This is a genomic window from Mycobacterium sp. (assembly GCF_049673265.1).
GTDB lineage: Bacteria > Actinomycetota > Actinomycetes > Mycobacteriales > Mycobacteriaceae > Mycobacterium.
The window spans coordinates 1-19,248 of sequence record NZ_JBATXN010000178.1 but is presented as its reverse complement, the minus strand read 5'-3'; the positions used below and the strand labels follow the sequence as shown (position 1 = coordinate 19,248).

Sequence of the window (19,248 nt, the reverse complement as noted above, 5' to 3'; positions counted from 1 at the left end):
GACAGCCGACTTGGTGGTGGTTGGCATCGGCTCACGGCCGGCGACCGACTGGCTCGACGGCAGAGGCGTCGACGTCGACAATGGCGTGATCTGTGATGCGGCCGGACGAACCAGCGCGCCGAACGTGTGGGCGCTCGGGGACGTCGCGTCCTGGCGTGATCCGACGGGACATCAAGTGCGAGTGGAACATTGGAGCAATGTCGCCGAGCAGGCAAGGGTCGTGGTGCCTGCGATACTCGGGCAGGACACGCCGGCAGGCGTAGTTGTTCCGTATTTCTGGAGCGATCAGTACGATGTCAAGATCCAATGTTTGGGCGAGCCAATCGCCACCGACATCGTGCATGTCGTTGAGGACGACGGCCGCAGATTTCTCGCCTACTACGAACGTGACGGTGTGGTGGCCGGCGTCGTCGGCGGCGGTATGCCCGGCAAGGTCATGAAAACGCGAGCCAAGATCGCCGCTGCCGCACCGATTTCCGAGGTGCTCGGCTAATTCAAGAACCGTCCGAGGGCTTCTCGGATGCCGGTGAGTGCCTTCCCGGCTTGGTGTTCGATAAGCGCGGCTTCGGCGAGCATGCCGACCCACAACTGGGAGCTTTCGTAAGGGTGCGGACGTTTCAGTGCGGCGAAGTCGGGACGGAACAGCTGGGCGCCGGTTTGGTTGCGGTGTTTGATTTCGTCGGTAACCGCTGGCTCGGCGCGCGCTTCCAGTAGTAGGGCGCGTACGCCGCGATCACGTAAACAACCATCAAGGTAGGTATTTGCGCCCACCATCAGCCGACGGCGCCCCGGCGGCATGCCGGCGATCGCAGGTTGCAGTTGGGCGGCCAACCTTTCATGGAATTCACGGTGCAGCGCAACCAGATACGACGCGCGGTCGCCGAAGTGGTGAAAAAACGTGCCCTTGGCGACTCCGGCTTCACCGACGATGAGATTGACGCTCAAACCGGCCAGCCCGGTTCGCTCGGCCAGTCGCAGTCCCGCGTCGATCAGCGATTCGCGGGTTCTGGCCATTGCCTCCTGGCGCACACCCGTCATGGGGAGCACTCTAACCGCCGGCTTTACGTTGGCTGCGCCGCGCAAGCAGCTCGCCATACTGCTCACACACGTCGATCACCCCCGTGAGCTGATAGGTGATCCAGCCCTTGTGCGTCGAAGGCAGATTGTGCTCGAAAATGCGGTGCCCGGCGATTTGCAACAGCCAGCCGCCGACGAACATCGGCAGTCCCACTATGGGTTTGGCTAGCAGCAGGGGGATTCCGGCAGCGATCACCGGTACGCCGAACATATGCGTGAATCTGACGCCGCGGCTGGTGTGTTGGGTTTTGTAGTACGCCATCTTGTCGGAGAACGGGGCGTCAGGCGCGGGAACGGTCATCGGTTACTCCTTGAGAGCGGAACGCTGGCAATGATACCATTGACCGACCAGTCGGTCAATGAAAGGAACCGCAATGGTCAACGTGGTGCAAACGCGGGTGGGAGAGGTTGCCTACAGCGATATCGGGGAAGGCCCGGTGGTGGTGTTACTCCATGCGACGCTGCATGACCGCCACGACTTCGACGCGATCGTGCCGAGCCTTCGTCGCAACCACCGAGTGATCGCAGTGGACTGGCCGGGCCACGGCGACTCGCCCGCCCCGATGCCGAACTATCAGCCGACCGCGGCCTCCTTCGCTGATGTACTTGTCGATGTCGTTGCCGCACTTGACCTGCCGCCCGCGGCGTTCATCGGCAACTCGGTGGGCGGTTTCGCTGCGGCACGGTTGGCGATCACTGACCCACAACGGGTTTCGCGGCTGGTCTTGGTCAATACGGGCGGTTTCGTCGCCAACCCGGTCACCAGCCTCTTCTGCCGCTTGCTCGGGACACCGTCGGTCATGAAGCGAGTCCTGCCATGGTCCATCCGCAGCTATATGAAGGCGACCAGCGACAACGACCACGCCGTCCAGCAACGCGCGCTGGCTCGTGCGCAGACCCGCGAAGGCATTGTTCTCACGGCGGCGCTGTGGCGCAGTTTCGCCGCAGCCGAACATAACCTGCTGCCGTACGCCGATCGCATCACGGCGCCGTGCCTGATCATCTGGGGATCAAAAGATACCGTGGCCCTCATGCGATTTGGTCATGCCACCGCGGCCGCAATACCGGGATCGCGGCTGGAGGTGCTACCAACGGGCCACGTGGTGTTTTCCTCGGACCCCGACGGCTTCCTCGGGATCGCCGCGCCGTTCCTGGCAGCCGCTCACGGGCGCGTGCCATGATCGCGCGCTAGTCCCAATTCACCGGCGGCCCATGCGGCGAACACGTGCCCAGTAGCATGTCCTCGCCACCCGGCCAGCACCGGGCGCGAACCGCGAATTCGACCGGAGAGTCCGCAGTTCGCCGATGCGGCTCCAGCAGCAGGTGCACGAACGATGAGTCGGCTCGGGCTCGGGCTCCGAGAGCGTCGATTTCGGCTAAGACAGCGGCCTGGTCTTCTGCCGAAAGATACTGCCACATAATGGAATGCCACAACACGGTCAGCGCGCCTGGGGCGACGGACAGGCCGGCGACGGCCTCGACGGCATTACGGCGCTGCAGCGGCGCGGGAACCCGCCGGGCGACGGCGATGGCGCCGCGCAACCGATCCAGCCGCGTCGGCTGATCGGGCCAGACATAGCTCAGCAGTGCCAATTCGCCGTCACGGCTAGTGGCGTCGAGGGGCGCGATGTCGTAGCCATGACGCTGCACGATCCGCAGGTCCGCGGTCGGCGGAGGATGGCCGCGCCACGCGTCGTCGATGATCACTGGTGAGTCGGTCGGACCCCACTGGCCGTCCGGATGACGGTAGCAGTAATAGTCAGCCCGCAGGTTCAGCCCGGCACTACATCCGATCTCGAAAAGCCGTATGGGCAAACCGAATCGGTGAGCAAGGATGAGCAGACCACCAATCAGTGCGGCGGACCGGCCCACCTCGTTGGTCTGCGGCGGCTGATCGAGCACCGCCCGCAGCAGCTCGGTGTGCTCGGAGGCGGCGCCCACAACGTCGGGCCAGGCCGACTGCGCATCCCACTGCCCCCCCGTGCTCGGATACCAACGGCGTAGCTCCGGCGCGCGGCCGTCGAGCGCCAACCGGTGCAGCCCGCCGAGCAGCCGCAGCGGCAGCGCCAGCCGCCCCGCATCGTCTTCGTGTCCGGACAGGATGGCGGCAAAGACACCGCCGGCTTCCACGTCGGCCGCCACCAGGTCCAACATGTCGCCGTACATCGGCGAGCCCATACCGGCGCAGATCTGGCCCTGCAGCCGGAGGGACCGCATCAAGCGGTTACTGTCGCCGGCGCGACTCATCGGTCCAGCTCGTCCAGGCCGGCGCGGACGACGTCGAACGCATCTCCGAGAGCCTGTGGTAATGAGACGGATTCGTCGTCGAGCCAGTGCTCGTAGGCGCTCAGGGCGACGCCGAGGAGCATCCAGGCAACGGTCTGCGGCAACAGGTCGCTGGTTCCAACGCCGGATCGGCGTGCCACGAACTCGGCGATTACTTCGCGCCATCCGGCATACATCGTCATCGAATACGCTTGCAGTTCAGCGGTTTGCAGGATCACCCGCATTCGCTGCCGATGGCGGATCGTCTCCGACTCGTCAAACGTATTGAACGACAGCAGCGCTGCACGCAGCGCCTCGCCGAGCGGCATCGCCGGATCGACGTGGTCCAAAAGCGTGCGCAGGTGCTGCAGGTGGGCGTCGAAATCTCCCCATGGAATGGCGTTCTTGGATGCGTAGTAACGAAACACGGTTCGACGGGCGATGCCCGCTGCCGCTGCGACGTCGTCGACGCTCACCTCGACGAAGCCGCTCTCGGCAAACAGGCGCAGAGCGACATCGGTGATGTGCTGCGGCGTCGTAGAACGGCGCCGGCCCACCCGCGCCTGCTCCAGCATCCGCTACCCCTTTTTTAACAAGCCTCTTCCATTTTTGGCACTCGATGCCATATCCTTACCGAGATTGTCACCAGATCGACGCGACTTGTCGAGACCCTGATAACGAAAGGCAACGTCATGGAGCCCAACCAGCAGACAGACACCGACACCGAGCTCGTCACCGAGTCTTTGGTTGAAGAGGTGTCCATCGACGGGATGTGCGGAGTCTACTGATCGTGACCGTCCCCGCACAGGGGCTGCAACCGGCAATCGGGTTCGATCCCGGCCTCGCGTGGCGGTTGCACCCACAGGTGGCCGTGCGGCCCGAGTCGTTCGGCGCGCTGCTGTATCACTTCGGCACCCGCAAACTGTCATTCCTCAAGAACCGCACCATTCTTGCTGTGGTGCAGTCGCTGGCCGACTATCCAGACATTCGCGCCGCCTGCCGTGCAGCCGGCGTCGAGGATGAGCGCCAGGCTCCTTACCTTCATGCACTAGGCGTGCTGGCCGGTTCCAACATGTTGGTGCGGCACACATGACATCGGTTGTGCCACGGCTGATCGAGCAGTTCGAGTCTGGGTTGGACGCTCCTATCTGCCTGACCTGGGAGCTGACCTACGCCTGCAATCTGGCGTGTGTGCACTGCCTGTCGTCGTCGGGTAAACGTGATCCGCGCGAGCTGTCCACGCAGGCGTGCAAGGACATCATCGATGAGCTGGAACGCATGCAGGTGTTCTATGTCAACATCGGCGGCGGGGAACCAACTGTCCGGCCGGACTTTTGGGAGCTCGTCGACTACGCCACCGCTCACCACGTGGGCGTGAAGTTCTCCACTAACGGTGTTCGGATCACACCAGAGGTGGCCGCCCGGTTGGCCGCCAGTGACTACGTCGACGTCCAGATTTCATTGGACGGCGCGACCGCAGAAGTCAACGACGCCGTCCGGGGCGCCGGGTCTTATGCGATGGCCATCCGTGCGCTGGAAAACCTTGCCGCCGCGGGGTTCTCCGACGCGAAGATCTCCGTAGTCGTGACTCGTCACAATGTCGACCAGCTCGACGAATTCGCCTTGCTGGCAAGCCGTTACGGCGCCATGCTGCGCATCACCCGGCTGCGCCCATCGGGTCGTGGCGCCGATGTATGGGACGAGCTGCATCCGACCGCCGACCAGCAGGTTCAGCTTTACGACTGGCTCGTCGCCAAGGGCGAGCGGGTATTGACCGGTGATTCCTTCTTCCACCTGTCCGGACTCGGCGAGCCCGGCGCGCTGGCCGGTCTGAACATGTGCGGAGCCGGGCGGGTGGTGTGCCTGATCGACCCGGTCGGCGATGTGTATGCCTGCCCGTTCGCCATCCACGACCGCTTCCTCGCCGGAAACATCTTGTCCGATGGCGGGTTTGACAATCTATGGAAGAACGCCCCGCTGTTCCGGGAGCTCCGGGAGCCGCAGTCGGCGGGCGCGTGCGGAAGTTGCGGGCACTACGATAGCTGCCGGGGCGGCTGCATGGCGGCCAAGTTCTTCACCGGCCTGCCGATCGACGGGCCCGATCCAGAATGCGTTCAGGGTTACGGCGTGCCGGCATTAGCAGGGCAGCGCGACAAACCCCGACCCGCAGGCGACCACTCGCACGGACGGCGCAGTAGCGGACCGGTGCCGCTGACACTGACCATGCCGAAGCGGCTGTGCAACGAAAGCCCGGTCTAGCCGTGGCCCGAGACGTATGGTTTGAGACGGTCGCGATCGCGCAGCAGCGTGCCAAGAAGCGACTGCCGAAGTCGTCCTATGCCGCGCTGGTGGCTGCCAGCGAAAAAGGACTGACCGTCTCCGACAATGTCGCGGCGTTCGGCGAGCTGGGCTTCGCGCCTCACGTGGTCGGCGCCATCGAAAAGCGCGACCTCTCGACAACTGTTATGGGGCAAGAGATTTCCCTGCCGGTCATCATCTCGCCCACCGGTGTGCAAGCGGTCGATCCTGACGGTGAAGTGGCCGTCGCCCGAGCCGCCGCGGCGCGCGGTACGGCGATGGGGCTGTCGTCGTTCGCGAGCAAGCCGATCGAAGAAGTGATCGCCGCCAATCCGAAACTGTTCTTCCAGGTCTACTGGTCGGGCGGGCGCGAAGTGATCGCCGAGCGGGTCGAGCGGGCCCGGCAAGCCGGTGCCGTCGGGCTGATCGTCACCACCGACTGGTCGTTCTCCCACGGCCGGGACTGGGGCAGCCCGAAGATCCCCGAGCAGATGAACCTGCGGACCATGCTGCGGATGTCGCCGGAAGTGATCACCCGCCCCGGATGGTTGTGGAGATTCGGCAAGACGCTACGTCCGCCGGATCTGCGGGTGCCTAACCTGGCCACCCGCGGCGAGCCCGGGCCACCGTTCTTCGCCGCCTACGGGGAGTGGATGGCGACGCCACCGCCGACCTGGGACGACATCTCCTGGTTGCGCGAACTGTGGGGTGGCCCGTTCATGCTCAAAGGCGTGATGAGGATAGACGACGCCAAAAAGGCTGTGGATGTTGGGGTTTCGGCAATTTCGGTGTCCAACCACGGCGGCAACAACCTAGACGGCACCCCGGCGTCTATCCGGGCGCTGCCCGCGGTTGTGGACGCGGTTGGCGACCAGATCGAGGTGTTGCTGGACGGTGGTATCCGCCGAGGCAGCGACGTCGTCAAGGCGCTGGCATTGGGAGCGCGCGCGGTGATGATCGGCCGCGCCTACCTGTGGGGCCTGGCGGCCGCCGGGCAACCCGGTGTCGAGAACGTGCTCGACATCCTTCGCGGCGGCATCGACTCCGCGCTGATGGGTCTCGGCCGCGCGTCGGTGCACGACCTCAACGCGGACGACATTCTGGTGCCGTCCGGGTTTGCCCGAACGCTCGGGGTTCCCCCGTCCGCGCCGGGCGGAGCCTAGCCACCCGCAAGCGAGACCAGCGAGTATTTTGGTACTCACGTGGCTGACGTGGCGCCGGTGACCGGGTTTAGTGAACAGGCGGCGGCAAAAAGTTTTTCGATAGCGCCAACAATCGATGCACGACAGGTGAATTCGTCCTACCATCACCGAGTGGCTGTCCTCGCCGAACTTGGCGGCTCGACGTCGAGCCAGCTACGAACCATGTCCTTGGGCGTTATCATCCCGGTCGGATCCACCGAACAGCATGGACCTCACTTGCCGCTGGACACCGACACTCGGATTGCGACGACCGTCGCCAGCGAAGTCACCTCCCGGCTCTCTGCCGACCCCCCGCTGCACTGGGTGGTGGCACCCGCCATCGCCTACGGCGACAGCGGCGAGCACCAGAGCTTCCCGGGAACGATCTCCATCGGCACCGAGGCCCTCACCGCGCTGCTGGTGGAGTACGGCAGGTCCGCTACCTGTTGGGCGCGGCGGCTGCTCTTCATCAACGGCCATGGCGGCAACGTCAGGGCGCTGGGCCGCGCGGTGGGCTTGCTGCGGTCCGAAGGACGCGATGCCGGGTGGTGCCCATGCATGGTGACAGGCGCCGACGCCCACGCCGGGCACGCTGAAACGTCACTATTGCTCCATATTTCACCTACCGACGTGCTGACCGACAGGTGGCGTGCGGGCAACGGAGCGCCGTTGTCCGAGCTGCTACCGTCGATGCGTCGCGGCGGGGTCGCGGCGGTCAGCGAGGTCGGGGTATTGGGTGACCCGACCACCGCGACCGCCGCAGAGGGGGAGCGCATGTTGGCGGAAATGGTGGACGACTGCTTGAGCCGCGTGAAACGGTGGTCGCCGGCTGCCGACGGGATGCTCACATGACCCAGACGCGGTTGCCGGACGGGTTTGCTGTACAGGTCGACCGGCGGGTCCGGGTGCTCGGCCAGGGCTCTGCTTTGCTGGGTGGTTCACCGACCCGGTTGCTGCGGCTGGCGCCGGCCGCCCAGGACATGCTCGCCGATGGCCGTCTCAAAGTCCACGACGCAGTGAGCGCCGAGCTGGCCCGGACCCTCCTGGACGCTACGGTGGCTCACCCGCGGCCCGCGGGCGGTCCGTCGCACCGCGATGTAACCGTGGTAATCCCGGTGCGGGACAACCCATATGGCTTACGTCGCTTGGTCGCCGCATTGCGTGACTTGAGCATCATCATCGTTGACGACGGCTCATCGGCACCGATTGAGCGGGACGACATTGCGGGGGCGCACCCCGACATCGAGGTGCTGCGGCATACCCAAAGCCAAGGGCCTGCGGCAGCACGCAACACCGGTCTGGCCGCCTGCAAGTCTAGCTTCGTCGCCTTCCTGGATTCCGACGTCGTACCGCGACGCGGCTGGCTGGAGGCTCTACTAGGCCACTTCTGCGACCCCACCGTGGCACTGGTCGCCCCGCGAATCGTCGGTCTGGCCCAGACCGACCATCTGGTCGCGCGCTACGAGGCAGTGCGCTCATCGCTGGACCTTGGGCAGCGCGAAGCCCCAGTCATTCCGTACACCAGCGTCGCCTACGTGCCGAGTGCGGCGATCATCTGCCGGACGGCCAGGCTTCGCGAAATCGGCGGCTTCGACGAGACCCTGCGCTCGGGTGAGGATGTCGATCTGTGCTGGCGACTCGTCGAAGCCGGTGCCCGGCTGCGCTACGAGCCGATCGCTCAGGTGGGGCACGATCATCGGACCCAATTGCGGGATTGGATTGCGCGCAAAGCCTTTTACGGTGGTTCGGCTGCCCCCTTGTCGGCGCGACACCCCGACAAGATCGCCCCACTGATGATCTCCGGCTGGGCACTTGCGGCATGGGTCCTGATGGCCATAGGCTCGAGCTTCGGCTATCTGGCATCACTGCTAGTGGCGGGGCTGACCGGTCGACGCATCGCGAGGACGTTGCAGGATGCTGACACCGAGATCTCGGATGTGCTGGCGGTAGCTGCCCGCGGCCTTTGGTCGGCGGCGCTGCAACTGGCGTCGGCGATCTGTCGGCATTACTGGCCGGTCGCGCTGCTGGCGGCCATCGTGTTCCGCCCCGCACGCCGTATCGTGCTGATCGCCGCGGTCGCCGACGGGGTGGTGGATTGGGCCAGCCGCCGGCAATCCGCCGATGAAGACGCCAAGCCGATCGGGCTGCTGACTTATCTGGTCCTCAAGCGCCTCGACGATCTGGCCTATGGACTCGGACTGTGGTACGGGGTGGTGCGAGAACGCAATATCGGCCCGCTTAAGCCGCAGATTCGAGTCTGACCCCTGACTGCAGCTGCGCTGCACAGCGATGTGCTGATCATCGGTGCGGGAAGCGCGGGATCTGTTGTTGCGAACCAGCTTTCGGCTGAACCAAGCTGTGCGGTAACTGTGTTGGAGGCTGGGGTCGGATTAGCCGATCCGGCCCTGCGGGCCGAGACGACGAACGGGTTGCGGCTGCCGATCGGGGCCGCGAGCCCGCTCGTGCAGCGTTATCAGGCGCAACTGACCGAACTGCCGACTCGCCAGATCACGATCATGCGCGGCGCGACGATCGGCGGTTCCGGAGCCGTCAACGGCGGGTACTTCTGCCGCGGTTTGGCACGTGACTTCGACGGCTATCGCGTGCCGGGGTGGGCCTGGTCAGACGTCATCGGGCACTTCCGGGCTATCGAGACCGACCTGGATTTCACCGGTCCCGCTCACGGCGATGCCGGCCCCATCGCAGTTCGCCGCACTAGCGAAATCGTCGGCAGTACGGCTACTTTCGTAGCGGCCGCGCAGCAGGCCGGGTTCGAATGGATACCGGATCTCAACGATGTGGCAATTGCCTCCGCGCTCCCGGCGGGCATCGGAGCGGTGCCGCTCAACGTCGTTGACGGCGTGCGTATTGGTCCGGGTGCGGCATACCTGTGGCCTGCCTTAAATCGAGCCAATCTCTCGCTGCTGACCCAGACCCGCGCGGTGCGCCTGCGTTTCTCGGGCAGTCGCGTCGTCGGCGTCGACGCCCTCGGGCCGGACGGTCCGATCACCGTGACGGCCGATCGAATTGTGTTATCTGCTGGGGCGATCGAATCAGCGCATCTGCTAATGGTTTCCGGCATAGGTGACGAGGTCATGCTTCGTGCCGCCGGGGTTGACGTGATGGCCGGCTTGCCGGTCGGGATGGCCTGCAGCGATCATCCGGAATGGGTGTTGCCGACCAACTGGGAAGTCGCTCCCGACCGTCCGGTGCTCGAGGTGGTGCTCAGCACTGCTGATGACATCGAAATACGGCCGTACACCGGAGGTTTCGTGGCGATGGTCGGAGACGGCACGGCGGGGCATCCGGACTGGCCGCACATCGGTGTGGCGCTCATGCAACCGCGGGCGCGGGGACGCATTGTGCTGGTTTCCGCTGATCCATTGGTGCCACCTCGAATTGAGCATCGTTATGACGTCGAACCCGCCGATGTGGCCGCGTTGCAGCGGGGCGCTGAGTTGGCGCGCGAATTGGCTAGTTCAACAACCCAGGTCGGCGAACCCGTCTGGTCGACGTCTCAGCATTTGTGCGGGAGCGCCCCGATGGGCCCAGCAGGGGACCCGGTGGCCGTCGTCGATCACCAATGCCGGGTACACGGCATCGACGGGCTATGGGTGATCGACGGATCAATCTTGCCGGGGATCACCAGCCGCGGCCCGCACGCGAGCATCGTCATGCTCGGCCACCGGGCCGCGGAATTTGTTGGTTGATCGGCGCACCGGGCGCAGCTGGCGGCCGTCGCGGCCCGGTGCCCAAGCGCCGATCGCCAGCGCTGATACCGCGATGATCAGACCCATGATTAGCAGCGAAGATTCCATCGCCTGCAGGAAGGCGCTCTGGCTTTGTTCGATAAGCTGGCGGCCTTGTGGGCCAAGCGATTTGGAAATCTCCAGAGCTTGAGCCAGCGAATGGGAGGCCGGGGCACGGACCGGGCCGGGGAAGGCCGCCAGATGTGGTGTGAGGACATGGGCGTATCGGGCCGCCAGAATGGACCCGGCCAATGCGATGCCGAGGGCGGCACCAACCTCGCGGGTGGTGTCGTTGACCGCCGAAGCAACCCCCTGCTTCTCGTCGGGCACTGCGGTCATGATCGCCAACGTGCTTGGTGCCGTGCAGAATCCGATGCCGGTACTCATCACGAGCAGGGGCCACATCATGTCCCAGTACTGCGAGTGGATTTGTAGGCCTCCCATCCACAAGAACCCGGCCGAGATGAGCAATAGTCCGAGGAAGACCACCAACCGCAGGCCCATGCGTGGCAGATACCACGGGGATAGCACGGACAATGTCAGCATAGGCGCCATCAGTGGACTCAACGCAAACGCAGTCTGGATCGGGCTGTAGTCCATGACCAACTGAATGTATTGCATGATGACGAAGAAGAATCCGAACATGGCCATGAAAAACACTGTGATCGTGGCGGATCCGGTGGCGAAGTCAGGCCGGCGGAACAACCGGACGTCGAGCAGAGGATGGCGCCGTCGCATCTCGACCGACCCAAAGACTGCGGCCAACACGACTCCTGTGGCCATCGATCCCCAGATCAGCGGGTTGGCCCAGCCGCGTGCGGGCGCCTCAAGCATCCCGAACACGAAAATCGCCACGGCGCAGGCGATCAACACTGCGCCGGGCCAGTCCAACGGAGTGGCTTCGTCATCACGTGAGGTCGATACCGTGCACGCCAATCCGAAGATCAACGCCGCACACACCGCAAAGGTCCAGAAGATTGACCGCCACGACCAGAAGTGCAGCAGCACTCCGGATCCCAGCATGCCGATCACGGCGCCGGAGCCTGCGACACCCGCCCAAATGCCGGTCGCCTTGGCGCGCTCGTCCTCGCGGTAGGTGGCCGTCAGCAGCGAGAGGGTGGCGGGCATGATGAACGCCGCGCCGATGCCGGCGACACCGCGGGCCACGATGAGCTGCAACGGACTGGTGAACACCGTCGACGCCAGCGATGCGATCGCGAATGTGGCCAGGCCGATAAGGAAGGCGCCCCGCCGGCCATAGCGGTCACCGATGGCCCCGGCAGGTAGCAGCAGGCAAGCGAGAGCCAGCGAGTAGCAGTCCACTATCCAGGTCAGCTGGGACTGCGTCGCCGAGGTGGCTACCGCGATGTCGCCCAGCGCGGTGTTCAGCGCGACCATCGACGCGATCACCAGGGTCACGCCCATGCAGGCCACGACCATCGTCCAGGTTCGCGCCCGGTGCGAACCGAGCGCGGCAGGCCCTTCAGTAGGCTGGTCAGGTCGGATGAGGGCGTCGACCATGAGCGATGCGTCTCCTTTTCGGCGACGAGGTATTTTTGAGACTAACAGTCTCGGTAGTAGACGGACAGTCTTGTCGTTAAACATGGAGGTGGTCGACATCACCGACAAGACCGACCCACGCCCGGCGCGTTCACGGGCTCGGTTGCTGGAAGCCGCGACCGCGCTGCTTCGCTCGGGTGGTCCAAGCGCGGTGACCGTCGACGCGGTCACCCGTGGTGCCAACGTAGCCCGGGCCACCTTATATCGCCACTTCCCGAGCGGAAACGATTTGCTGGCCGCGGCTTTCAACAGCTTGATACCGCCGGCGCCGATGCCTCCTGACACTGGCCCGCTGCGCGACCGACTTATTGGCGTAGTGCTGGGATTTGGCCAATCGCTCGCCGAGGCCCCGGGCATGGTGACCGCGATGAGTTGGCTGGCGCTCGGGCGGGACTTGGAGCAGTTGCCAGAATCCCAGCCGACCCGCACTGCCGACAGCCCGGCGATCAGCACCCTTCGAGAACGCATCGCCCAGCAATACGCGGCGCCGTTCGACGCCATTTTCGATAGCCCCGAAGCCGCCGAGCTGGGCGACATCGATCGCACCCGGGCGATTTCGCTGTTGATCGGTCCGGTGGTGCTGGGCCGGCTGTCTACGCTGCCCGACTTCGACTACCGCGAATGCGCGCGAGCCGCTGTGGACGGCTTTCTGCATGTGCAGCGCACGCAGCAGCAGTCGCTCAACGAAGCTCGTAGCGAATCGACGGGTGCTTGAGTCGCCGTCGCGCTCAATGGATTTCAATCGTGGAAGAAAATCGGCAAAAACTACTGACCCGGCAGTCGACCTGCGAAACCGGTGCGCGGGCACGCAGATGGGTCAACGCTGCATGTAGCCGCGGATTGTCGGCATAGGATGTCGGATCAGCGAATACCTTCGCAGCTTCGTCAATGATTGGTGTGCTCATCGGCTTTCTTGTCATGTCGCGTCGATTTTTGACGTGCGTCAGGGTTTCCAGTCTCCGTGATCGACGATTACCGGGGAGCGGTCTTCGTCGGTCCGTAGCTGTCTTCGTGTTGATGACAGTTGTAGCGGCGGCCTGTGGTCGGGGCGGTGTGACATCGGTGAAGCCGCCGGCATACGCCGGTCCGCTGGATGCCGGCGTCGTGCGCACCTCCATGGGCCTGATGCGCGGCATGGCCGCCGCGGATTACCGTCTGTTTCAAGGCATTCCGTATGCTGCACCTCCGGTTGGGCCGCTGCGGTGGCAGCCACCACGGCCGCCGGCGAAGTGGTCGGGGATGTTGGACGCGACCAAACCGGGGCCGCAGTGCATGCAGGACACCGGCCCCAACCCGCACGTGGGCAAGCCGACCAGCGAAAACTGCCTCACCCTCAACGTGTGGACGCCAGCGCCCGAACGCGGCACCGGTAAGCGCCCGGTCATGGTGTGGATCCATGGTGGCGGCTTCGTCAATGGCAGCGGAGACATGTATGACTCGCGTTGGCTGTCGGCGAGGGGTCACATCGTCGTGGTCACGCTCAACTACCGGCTGGGTGCGCTGGGATTTTTAGCCCACCCGTCGCTCGGCGCGGCAGACAACATCGGAAACTATGGGCTGGCCGACCAGCAGGCCGCGCTGCGCTGGGTGCGCGACCACATCGCCGACTTCGGCGGCGATCCGCGCAAAGTCACTATCGCCGGCGAATCCGCGGGCGGCATGTCGGTATGCGATCACCTGGTGGCGCCCGGGTCGGCGGCACTATTCCGGTCGGCAATCATTCAAAGCGCGCCATGCCAGGCGCAAGCCGACGTAGCGACCGGGCAGCGCCGGAGCGTGGAATACGCGGCGTCGACAGGGTGCCGGAACACCACCAACACAGCGACGTGTCTGCGCGCGCTGCCGGCGACCGCGCTTGACCGTCCGCCTTGGTACGTCTTCATCGGGGACTCCGACGCGCTCTCCGGTCCGGTCACCGGCACAGCGTTGTTGCCGGATGCGCCAGTCGCGGCCATCGCCGCCGGTCGGGCCGCCCGGGTTCCGGTGCTGATCGGCGTCAACCACGACGAGTTCACCATGTTCGCGGCGCTGCGGTACTTGAAGCTGGGCCGGGGCATCAACGCGGGCGAATACCCTCGCTTGCTCGCGGACATCTTCGGTACCGACGGCGCCGCGGTGGTGGCACATTACCCGCCAGATCACTACGGCGGGGACGCGTCGCTTGCCTACTCGGCGGCGCTCACCGACGGCGTCTTCTCTTGCGTCGCTGACCGATTGGGCGATTCGCTGAGCCAACGGGGGGCAACTGCACCGGTGTACGCCTATGAATTCGACGACCCGCATGCGCCGGCGCCAACTCCGTTGCGGCACGCTTCTTTTCCGGTCGGCGCCAGCCACTCGTTGGAGCTGCGGTACCTCTTCAAAGTTGGCGGCGCACCCGTGCTGGATCCGGCACAGCGGATGCTGTCCGACCAGATGATCGGCTACTGGAGCCGTTTCGTCACCAACGGCGCACCGAAGGCCACCGGCCAGCCCGACTGGCCGGCCAAAAGCGACGATCCCGGCCACAATTTCTGGATGTCGTTGCGTCCCGGCAACACCGGCGTCATTACCAACTTTGAAGAAGCACACCAGTGCGCATTCTGGGCGTCGCTGAAGGGCAAGTCGTGAGTGCCTTCGCGCAAGCTTGGTGTGCGGCCTGGAACCGTCATGACGTCGACGCAGTGCTTGCGCATTTCCACGACGATGTCGTCTTCACGTCACCGGTTGCGACTCGGGTAGTGCCCGACTCCGGGGGAGTGGTCCGCGGAAAGGCCGCCCTGCGCGAGTACTGGACCGCCGCACTGAAAGCCATGCCCGACCTTCACTTCGACGTCGTCGGTGTGTATCACGGCGAGTCGGTGGTGGTCATCAATTACCGCAATCAACGTGGCGCTTTAGTCAACGAGGTGCTGGAGTTCGACGGCGATCTGGTGCGCCGCGGACACGGAACTTACTTGGTAGACAGCTAGTCTGGGTGACAGTAGGCGCTCATCGCAGCCTTCACGACCGCATCAATATCTTGGGCCGCGATGCCGTCTCCAATCAGACCGTTCTGGGTCTGCCACGGCGCGGCGCCGGCGGATTGGAATCCGCACACCAGGTGGCCTGCATTGATCAGCGTGGCCGACGGATAGTGGGTAATGCCGTGCGTGCCAAGCTCGTTCAAGTAAGCGTCATCTTGGGGGTCGGCGAGGGCCAGCGGCGCGCTGCTCGTCAGCCCTATGGCTGATGCGATCAGAGCGGCTGCGACGGTTGTCGGTTGCATGGTGTTGTCCCTCAAGCGTTGGGGGTGACCCAGGTGGTGATGTCGGCGTGCACCACCTCGGTGCCGTGCCGGTCGGTCACCGTGACCGGCACGACGAGCTCACTGCCTCTAGAGCCCTCGGTGAGCTGCGCGAAATCCGGCGGGTCCAGTTGCGCCACGGCCCGCAACGACGTGGTGGCCTTCTCGAGATATTGCACGGTCTCGATCTTCCGGAGCCTTTCGGCTCCTAGCGATGGCTGCGCGGCACGGTGGCCTCCATCAGCATGCCCATCGCCACCTCGGCGGCGTTGCAGGCCGCGATCGCGTGCACGGTGTGGAGGTGGTTGTAGACGAAGAACCACTTGGGCACCCGCACCTCGGCCAGGCCAGGCTCCATACGCACGACGTGCGGCAGTACCGAAGCGAAGTAAGGAACTCGGGCCATCGCTGCCGCCGAGAAGAGCCGGGTGCCACCGGGACGGCCTGAAAACCGCCGCCATGCCGCATACGTGCTGGTCGGGCCTGTCATGTCGAGATATCTTACTCCAGAGTAAGAAGACGTTGTTCGGCCGTTGGCTGGGATTTGGCTGATACCGGGATCTAGGGCATACTGTTCAGGTTGCCTTGCGCCGGGTTTAGGCCTGGTCGGGCATACGACCGGCGCCCAAACGGGCGCGTCCGGTCCCATCCTTGGAGCGCGACGAATTTCGATCGCGGACCAGGCTGCGTGCGGGCGACACACCCGACCGCGGGGGCCGGTGGACCACGACAGGTAAACAGCGGCGCAACATGCGGGCGCACGGCCGTGATCGGCCAGATCCGATCAGGTGATCGGTGCCCGACGGAACAGAGTGAGGTAGGAGAAGCGTGGCGGGACAGAAGATCCGCATCAGGCTCAAGGCCTACGACCACGAGGCCATTGACGCCTCGGCGCGCAAAATCGTCGAGACGGTTGTCCGGACCGGCGCAAGCGTGGTTGGCCCGGTGCCGCTGCCCACTGAGAAGAACGTGTACTGCGTGATTCGGTCTCCGCATAAGTACAAGGACTCGCGGGAGCATTTCGAAATGCGCACCCACAAGCGACTGATCGACATCCTCGACCCGACACCGAAGACCGTTGACGCGCTGATGCGCATTGATCTGCCTGCCAGCGTCGACGTCAACATCCAGTAGGAGATCTGCGAGCAATGGCGAGACAGGGCATTCTGGGCACCAAGCTGGGTATGACGCAGGTGTTCGACGAGAACAACCGTGTTGTGCCGGTGACGGTGGTCAAAGCCGGGCCGAATGTGGTGACCCGAATCCGCACACCTGAGGTTGACGGGTACAGCGCGGTGCAGCTGGCCTACGGGGAGATCAGTCCTCGCAAGGTCAACAAGCCGCTGGGCGGTCAGTACGCTGCCGCCGGTGTCAACCCGCGCCGGCACTTGGCCGAATTGCGGCTCGACGATGTCGAGGCGGCAGCCGGTTACCAGGTCGGTCAGGAGCTGACAGCCGAGATCTTTTCCGCTGGAAGCTATGTCGATGTGACCGGCACCTCGAAGGGTAAAGGTTTCGCCGGAACCATGAAGCGGCACGGCTTCCGCGGACAGGGCGCCAGCCACGGCGCTCAGGCGGTCCATCGTCGTCCCGGTTCCATTGGCGGTTGCGCCACTCCGGCGCGGGTGTTCAAGGGCACTCGGATGGCCGGCCGGATGGGTAATGACCGGGTGACCACCCAGAACCTCTTGGTGCACAAGGTCGATGCCGAGAACGGCGTGCTGCTGATCAAGGGTGCTGTGCCCGGTCGTACGGGTGGGCTCGTAATGGTCCGTAGCGCGATCAAACGAGGTGAGAAGTAATGGCTGCCGAAAAGGCTACAAAGACGGCAAAAGCCGCGAAATCGTTGAAAATTGACGTCCAGACGCCGGCCGGCACGACCGAAGGCTCGGTTGAGCTGCCTGCTGAGCTGTTCGACGCACCCGCGAATATCGCGTTGATGCACCAGGTGGTGACTGCGCAACGTGCCGCGGCCCGCCAGGGCACGCACTCGACCAAGACCCGCGGCGAGGTTCGCGGCGGTGGCCGAAAGCCATACCGGCAGAAGGGCACTGGTCGTGCCCGGCAGGGCTCGACTCGCGCTCCGCAGTTCACCGGCGGTGGCGTGGTGCACGGTCCTACGCCGCGTGACTACAGCCAGCGCACCCCGAAGAAGATGATCGCCGCTGCGCTGCGCGGCGCGTTGTCGGACCGGGCGCGCAACGGTCGCATCCACGCGGTCACTGAGCTGGTGTCCGGCCAGACTCCGTCGACCAAGAGCGCCAAGGTTTTTCTCGGCACATTGACCGACCGCAAGCAGGTGCTGGTGGTCATCGGACGCAGCGACGAGACCGGAGCTAAGAGCGTGCGCAACCTTCCCGGTGTGCACCTACTGACGCCGGACCAGCTCAACACCTATGACGTACTGCGCGCCGACGACGTGGTGTTTTCCGTTGAGGCGCTGAACGCGTACATCACTGCCAACACCAGATCGGACGAGGAGGTTTCGGCCTGATGGCGACCGTCACTGACCCCCGCGACATCATCCTGGCTCCGGTCATCTCCGAGAAGTCCTACGGCCTGATCGATGACAACGTCTACACGTTCCTGGTGCGCCCCGACTCGAACAAGACACAGATCAAGATCGCGATCGAGAAGATCTTTTCGGTCAAGGTGGCGGCGGTGAACACCGCTAACCGGCAGGGCAAGCGCAAGCGCACCAGGGCCGGATTTGGCAAGCGGAAGAGCACCAAGCGCGCCATCGTCACGCTGGCGCCCGGCAGCAAGCCGATCGACCTGTTCGGAGCACCGGCCTAGCCGGGGATAGAGAGACTTAACAGACATGGGAATTCGCAAGTACAAGCCGACGACTCCGGGTCGCCGCGGTGCCAGCGTCTCCGATTTCGCCGAGATCACTCGATCCACTCCGGAGAAGTCGTTGGTTCGCCCGCTGCATGGTCGGGGTGGACGCAATGCGCACGGCCGGATCACCACCCGGCACAAGGGTGGCGGTCACAAGCGTGCCTACCGGGTAATTGACTTCCGCCGCAACGACAAGGACGGCGTCAACGCCAAGGTCGCGCACATCGAGTACGACCCCAACCGCACCGCGAACATCGCGCTGCTGCACTTCCTGGACGGCGAAAAGCGCTACATCATTGCGCCGCAAGGTCTTTCGCAGGGCGACGTCGTGGAGTCCGGTGCCAACGCCGATATCAAGCCCGGCAATAACCTGCCGCTGCGCAATATTCCGGCCGGTACGTTGATCCACGCCGTGGAGCTGCGGCCGGGCGGTGGCGCCAAGCTCGCTCGCTCGGCCGGGTCGAGCATCCAATTGCTCGGCAAGGAAGGCACTTACGCCTCGCTGAGGATGCCCAGCGGCGAAATCCGTCGCGTCGACGTGCGTTGCCGCGCAACCGTTGGCGAGGTCGGCAACGCCGAGCAGGCCAACATCAACTGGGGTAAAGCCGGGCGGATGCGCTGGAAGGGCAAGCGGCCGTCGGTGCGTGGCGTGGTGATGAACCCGGTGGACCACCCGCACGGCGGTGGTGAAGGCAAGACCTCCGGTGGTCGTCACCCGGTCAGCCCGTGGGGCAAGCCCGAGGGTCGTACCCGTAAGAGCCACAAGCCCAGCGACAAGCTCATCGTCCGACGCCGGCGCACCGGCAAGAAGCACCGCTAGGAGTAGCCGATGCCACGCAGTCTGAAGAAGGGTCCGTTCGTCGACGACCATCTGTTGAAGAAGGTCGACGTGCAGAACGACAAGAACACCAAGCAGGTCATCAAGACCTGGTCGCGCCGGTCGACGATCATCCCGGACTTCATCGGCCACACCTTCGCCGTGCACGACGGCCGCAAGCATGTGCCGGTGTTC

The 19,248-nt window shown here is 64.7% G+C and carries 24 protein-coding genes and 2 pseudogenes; 18 read left to right on the top strand and 8 right to left on the bottom strand.

Going from position 1 to position 19,248, the window contains the following annotated elements; all coding sequences use genetic code 11:
- The coding region (locus WBF82_RS06260) for an FAD-dependent oxidoreductase (RefSeq protein ID WP_424382205.1) at positions 1–493 on the top strand (493 nt) is incomplete at its 5' end.
- On the opposite strand, the gene WBF82_RS06255 is transcribed toward WBF82_RS06260, so the two are convergent.
- Together WBF82_RS06255 and WBF82_RS06250 are read right to left on the bottom strand one after the other, a co-directional pair.
- On the bottom strand, positions 490–1,038 hold the full coding sequence (locus WBF82_RS06255; protein WP_424382204.1) for a TetR/AcrR family transcriptional regulator: 549 nt from the start codon (positions 1,036–1,038) through the stop codon (positions 490–492). The genes WBF82_RS06260 and WBF82_RS06255 overlap by 4 nt on opposite strands.
- A gap of 10 nt (positions 1,039–1,048) precedes the next feature.
- The gene (locus tag WBF82_RS06250) at positions 1,049–1,378 is read right to left on the bottom strand and encodes a DUF962 domain-containing protein (protein WP_424382203.1); all 330 of its coding nucleotides are present in this window, start codon (positions 1,376–1,378) and stop codon (positions 1,049–1,051) included.
- Between the two features lie 58 nt (positions 1,379–1,436).
- On the opposite strand from WBF82_RS06250, the gene WBF82_RS06245 reads away from it, so the two are divergent.
- Positions 1,437–2,258, top strand: coding sequence for an alpha/beta fold hydrolase (locus WBF82_RS06245; protein ID WP_424382202.1), 822 nt, complete (start codon positions 1,437–1,439; stop codon positions 2,256–2,258).
- Between the two features lie 7 nt (positions 2,259–2,265).
- Here WBF82_RS06245 and WBF82_RS06240 read toward each other — a convergent pair whose 3' ends face one another.
- Both WBF82_RS06240 and mftR read right to left on the bottom strand, forming a co-directional pair.
- Positions 2,266–3,324 carry a DUF2332 domain-containing protein gene (locus WBF82_RS06240; RefSeq protein WP_424382201.1) on the bottom strand — a complete coding sequence of 353 codons (1,059 nt, stop codon included), beginning with the start codon at positions 3,322–3,324 and terminating at the stop codon, positions 2,266–2,268.
- Positions 3,321–3,917, bottom strand: a complete 597-nt coding sequence (gene mftR / locus WBF82_RS06235; RefSeq protein WP_424382200.1) for a mycofactocin system transcriptional regulator — start codon at positions 3,915–3,917, stop codon at positions 3,321–3,323. The genes WBF82_RS06240 and mftR overlap by 4 nt, the downstream gene beginning before the upstream one ends.
- A gap of 117 nt (positions 3,918–4,034) precedes the next feature.
- Here mftR and mftA point away from each other — a divergent pair, with 117 nt between their 5' ends.
- The 7 genes from mftA to mftG all read left to right on the top strand — a co-directional run bounded on the left by mftA (position 4,035) and on the right by mftG (position 10,531).
- Complete coding sequence (gene mftA, locus WBF82_RS06230; protein WP_324850848.1) at positions 4,035–4,130, top strand: mycofactocin precursor MftA; 96 nt, start codon at positions 4,035–4,037, stop codon at positions 4,128–4,130.
- Positions 4,115–4,435 (top strand): mycofactocin biosynthesis chaperone MftB, encoded by a 321-nt coding sequence (gene mftB / locus WBF82_RS06225; protein WP_424382199.1) that lies wholly within the window; start codon positions 4,115–4,117, stop codon positions 4,433–4,435. The genes mftA and mftB overlap by 16 nt, the downstream gene beginning before the upstream one ends.
- Positions 4,432–5,601 carry a mycofactocin radical SAM maturase gene (gene mftC / locus WBF82_RS06220; RefSeq protein WP_424382198.1) on the top strand — a complete coding sequence of 390 codons (1,170 nt, stop codon included), beginning with the start codon at positions 4,432–4,434 and terminating at the stop codon, positions 5,599–5,601. The genes mftB and mftC overlap by 4 nt, the downstream gene beginning before the upstream one ends.
- Before the next feature lie 2 nt (positions 5,602–5,603).
- Positions 5,604–6,803, top strand: a complete 1,200-nt coding sequence (gene mftD / locus WBF82_RS06215) for a pre-mycofactocin synthase MftD (protein WP_424382197.1) — start codon at positions 5,604–5,606, stop codon at positions 6,801–6,803.
- A gap of 126 nt (positions 6,804–6,929) precedes the next feature.
- Complete coding sequence (gene mftE, locus WBF82_RS06210; protein WP_424382196.1) at positions 6,930–7,673, top strand: mycofactocin biosynthesis peptidyl-dipeptidase MftE; 744 nt, start codon at positions 6,930–6,932, stop codon at positions 7,671–7,673.
- Positions 7,670–9,082: a mycofactocin biosynthesis glycosyltransferase MftF gene (gene mftF / locus WBF82_RS06205; RefSeq protein ID WP_424382195.1), complete on the top strand. Its 1,413-nt coding sequence runs from the start codon at positions 7,670–7,672 to the stop codon at positions 9,080–9,082. The genes mftE and mftF overlap by 4 nt, the downstream gene beginning before the upstream one ends.
- A 3-nt stretch (positions 9,083–9,085) precedes the next feature.
- Positions 9,086–10,531, top strand: coding sequence for a mycofactocin dehydrogenase MftG (gene mftG, locus WBF82_RS06200; protein WP_424382206.1), 1,446 nt, complete (start codon positions 9,086–9,088; stop codon positions 10,529–10,531).
- Here mftG and WBF82_RS06195 read toward each other — a convergent pair.
- On the bottom strand, positions 10,448–12,091 hold the full coding sequence (locus WBF82_RS06195; protein ID WP_424382194.1) for an MFS transporter: 1,644 nt from the start codon (positions 12,089–12,091) through the stop codon (positions 10,448–10,450). The genes mftG and WBF82_RS06195 overlap by 84 nt on opposite strands.
- An 82-nt stretch (positions 12,092–12,173) precedes the next feature.
- On the opposite strand from WBF82_RS06195, the gene WBF82_RS06190 reads away from it, so the two are divergent.
- A complete protein-coding gene (locus WBF82_RS06190) occupies positions 12,174–12,845 on the top strand; it encodes a TetR/AcrR family transcriptional regulator (protein WP_424382193.1) in 672 nt (223 codons plus the stop codon).
- Between the two features lie 64 nt (positions 12,846–12,909).
- On the opposite strand, the pseudogene WBF82_RS06185 reads toward WBF82_RS06190, so the two are convergent.
- A pseudogene (locus WBF82_RS06185) lies at positions 12,910–13,035 on the bottom strand (cytochrome P450); the annotation flags it as partial.
- 112 nt (positions 13,036–13,147) lie between these two features.
- On the opposite strand from WBF82_RS06185, the gene WBF82_RS06180 reads away from it, so the two are divergent.
- Both WBF82_RS06180 and WBF82_RS06175 read left to right on the top strand, forming a co-directional pair.
- A complete protein-coding gene (locus tag WBF82_RS06180) occupies positions 13,148–14,740 on the top strand; it encodes a carboxylesterase/lipase family protein (RefSeq protein WP_424382192.1) in 1,593 nt (530 codons plus the stop codon).
- On the top strand, positions 14,737–15,081 hold the full coding sequence (locus WBF82_RS06175; protein WP_424382191.1) for a nuclear transport factor 2 family protein: 345 nt from the start codon (positions 14,737–14,739) through the stop codon (positions 15,079–15,081). Before WBF82_RS06180 ends, WBF82_RS06175 begins: the two co-directional genes overlap by 4 nt.
- Here WBF82_RS06175 and WBF82_RS06170 read toward each other — a convergent pair.
- The gene (locus WBF82_RS06170; RefSeq protein ID WP_424382190.1) at positions 15,078–15,377 is read right to left on the bottom strand and encodes a DUF732 domain-containing protein; all 300 of its coding nucleotides are present in this window, start codon (positions 15,375–15,377) and stop codon (positions 15,078–15,080) included. The two genes, WBF82_RS06175 and WBF82_RS06170, sit on opposite strands and share 4 nt — an antisense overlap.
- 11 nt (positions 15,378–15,388) lie before the next feature.
- Positions 15,389–15,885, bottom strand: a pseudogene (locus WBF82_RS06165) (hotdog fold domain-containing protein).
- A 338-nt stretch (positions 15,886–16,223) separates the two neighbouring features.
- On the opposite strand from WBF82_RS06165, the gene rpsJ reads away from it, so the two are divergent.
- From rpsJ to rpsS, 6 genes are all read left to right on the top strand, one after another.
- A complete protein-coding gene (rpsJ, locus tag WBF82_RS06160) occupies positions 16,224–16,529 on the top strand; it encodes a 30S ribosomal protein S10 (protein ID WP_003873519.1) in 306 nt (101 codons plus the stop codon).
- Between the two features lie 14 nt (positions 16,530–16,543).
- Positions 16,544–17,197: a 50S ribosomal protein L3 gene (gene rplC, locus WBF82_RS06155; protein WP_424382189.1), complete on the top strand. Its 654-nt coding sequence runs from the start codon at positions 16,544–16,546 to the stop codon at positions 17,195–17,197.
- Positions 17,197–17,889: a 50S ribosomal protein L4 gene (rplD, locus tag WBF82_RS06150; RefSeq protein WP_424382188.1), complete on the top strand. Its 693-nt coding sequence runs from the start codon at positions 17,197–17,199 to the stop codon at positions 17,887–17,889. Before rplC ends, rplD begins: the two co-directional genes overlap by 1 nt.
- The gene (gene rplW / locus WBF82_RS06145) at positions 17,889–18,191 is read left to right on the top strand and encodes a 50S ribosomal protein L23 (protein WP_424382187.1); all 303 of its coding nucleotides are present in this window, start codon (positions 17,889–17,891) and stop codon (positions 18,189–18,191) included. The genes rplD and rplW overlap by 1 nt, the downstream gene beginning before the upstream one ends.
- A 25-nt stretch (positions 18,192–18,216) precedes the next feature.
- A complete protein-coding gene (gene rplB, locus WBF82_RS06140) occupies positions 18,217–19,056 on the top strand; it encodes a 50S ribosomal protein L2 (RefSeq protein ID WP_424082343.1) in 840 nt (279 codons plus the stop codon).
- 9 nt (positions 19,057–19,065) lie between these two features.
- Positions 19,066–19,248: 30S ribosomal protein S19 (gene rpsS / locus WBF82_RS06135; RefSeq protein ID WP_424382186.1), on the top strand; the 183-nt coding region annotated here is incomplete at its 3' end.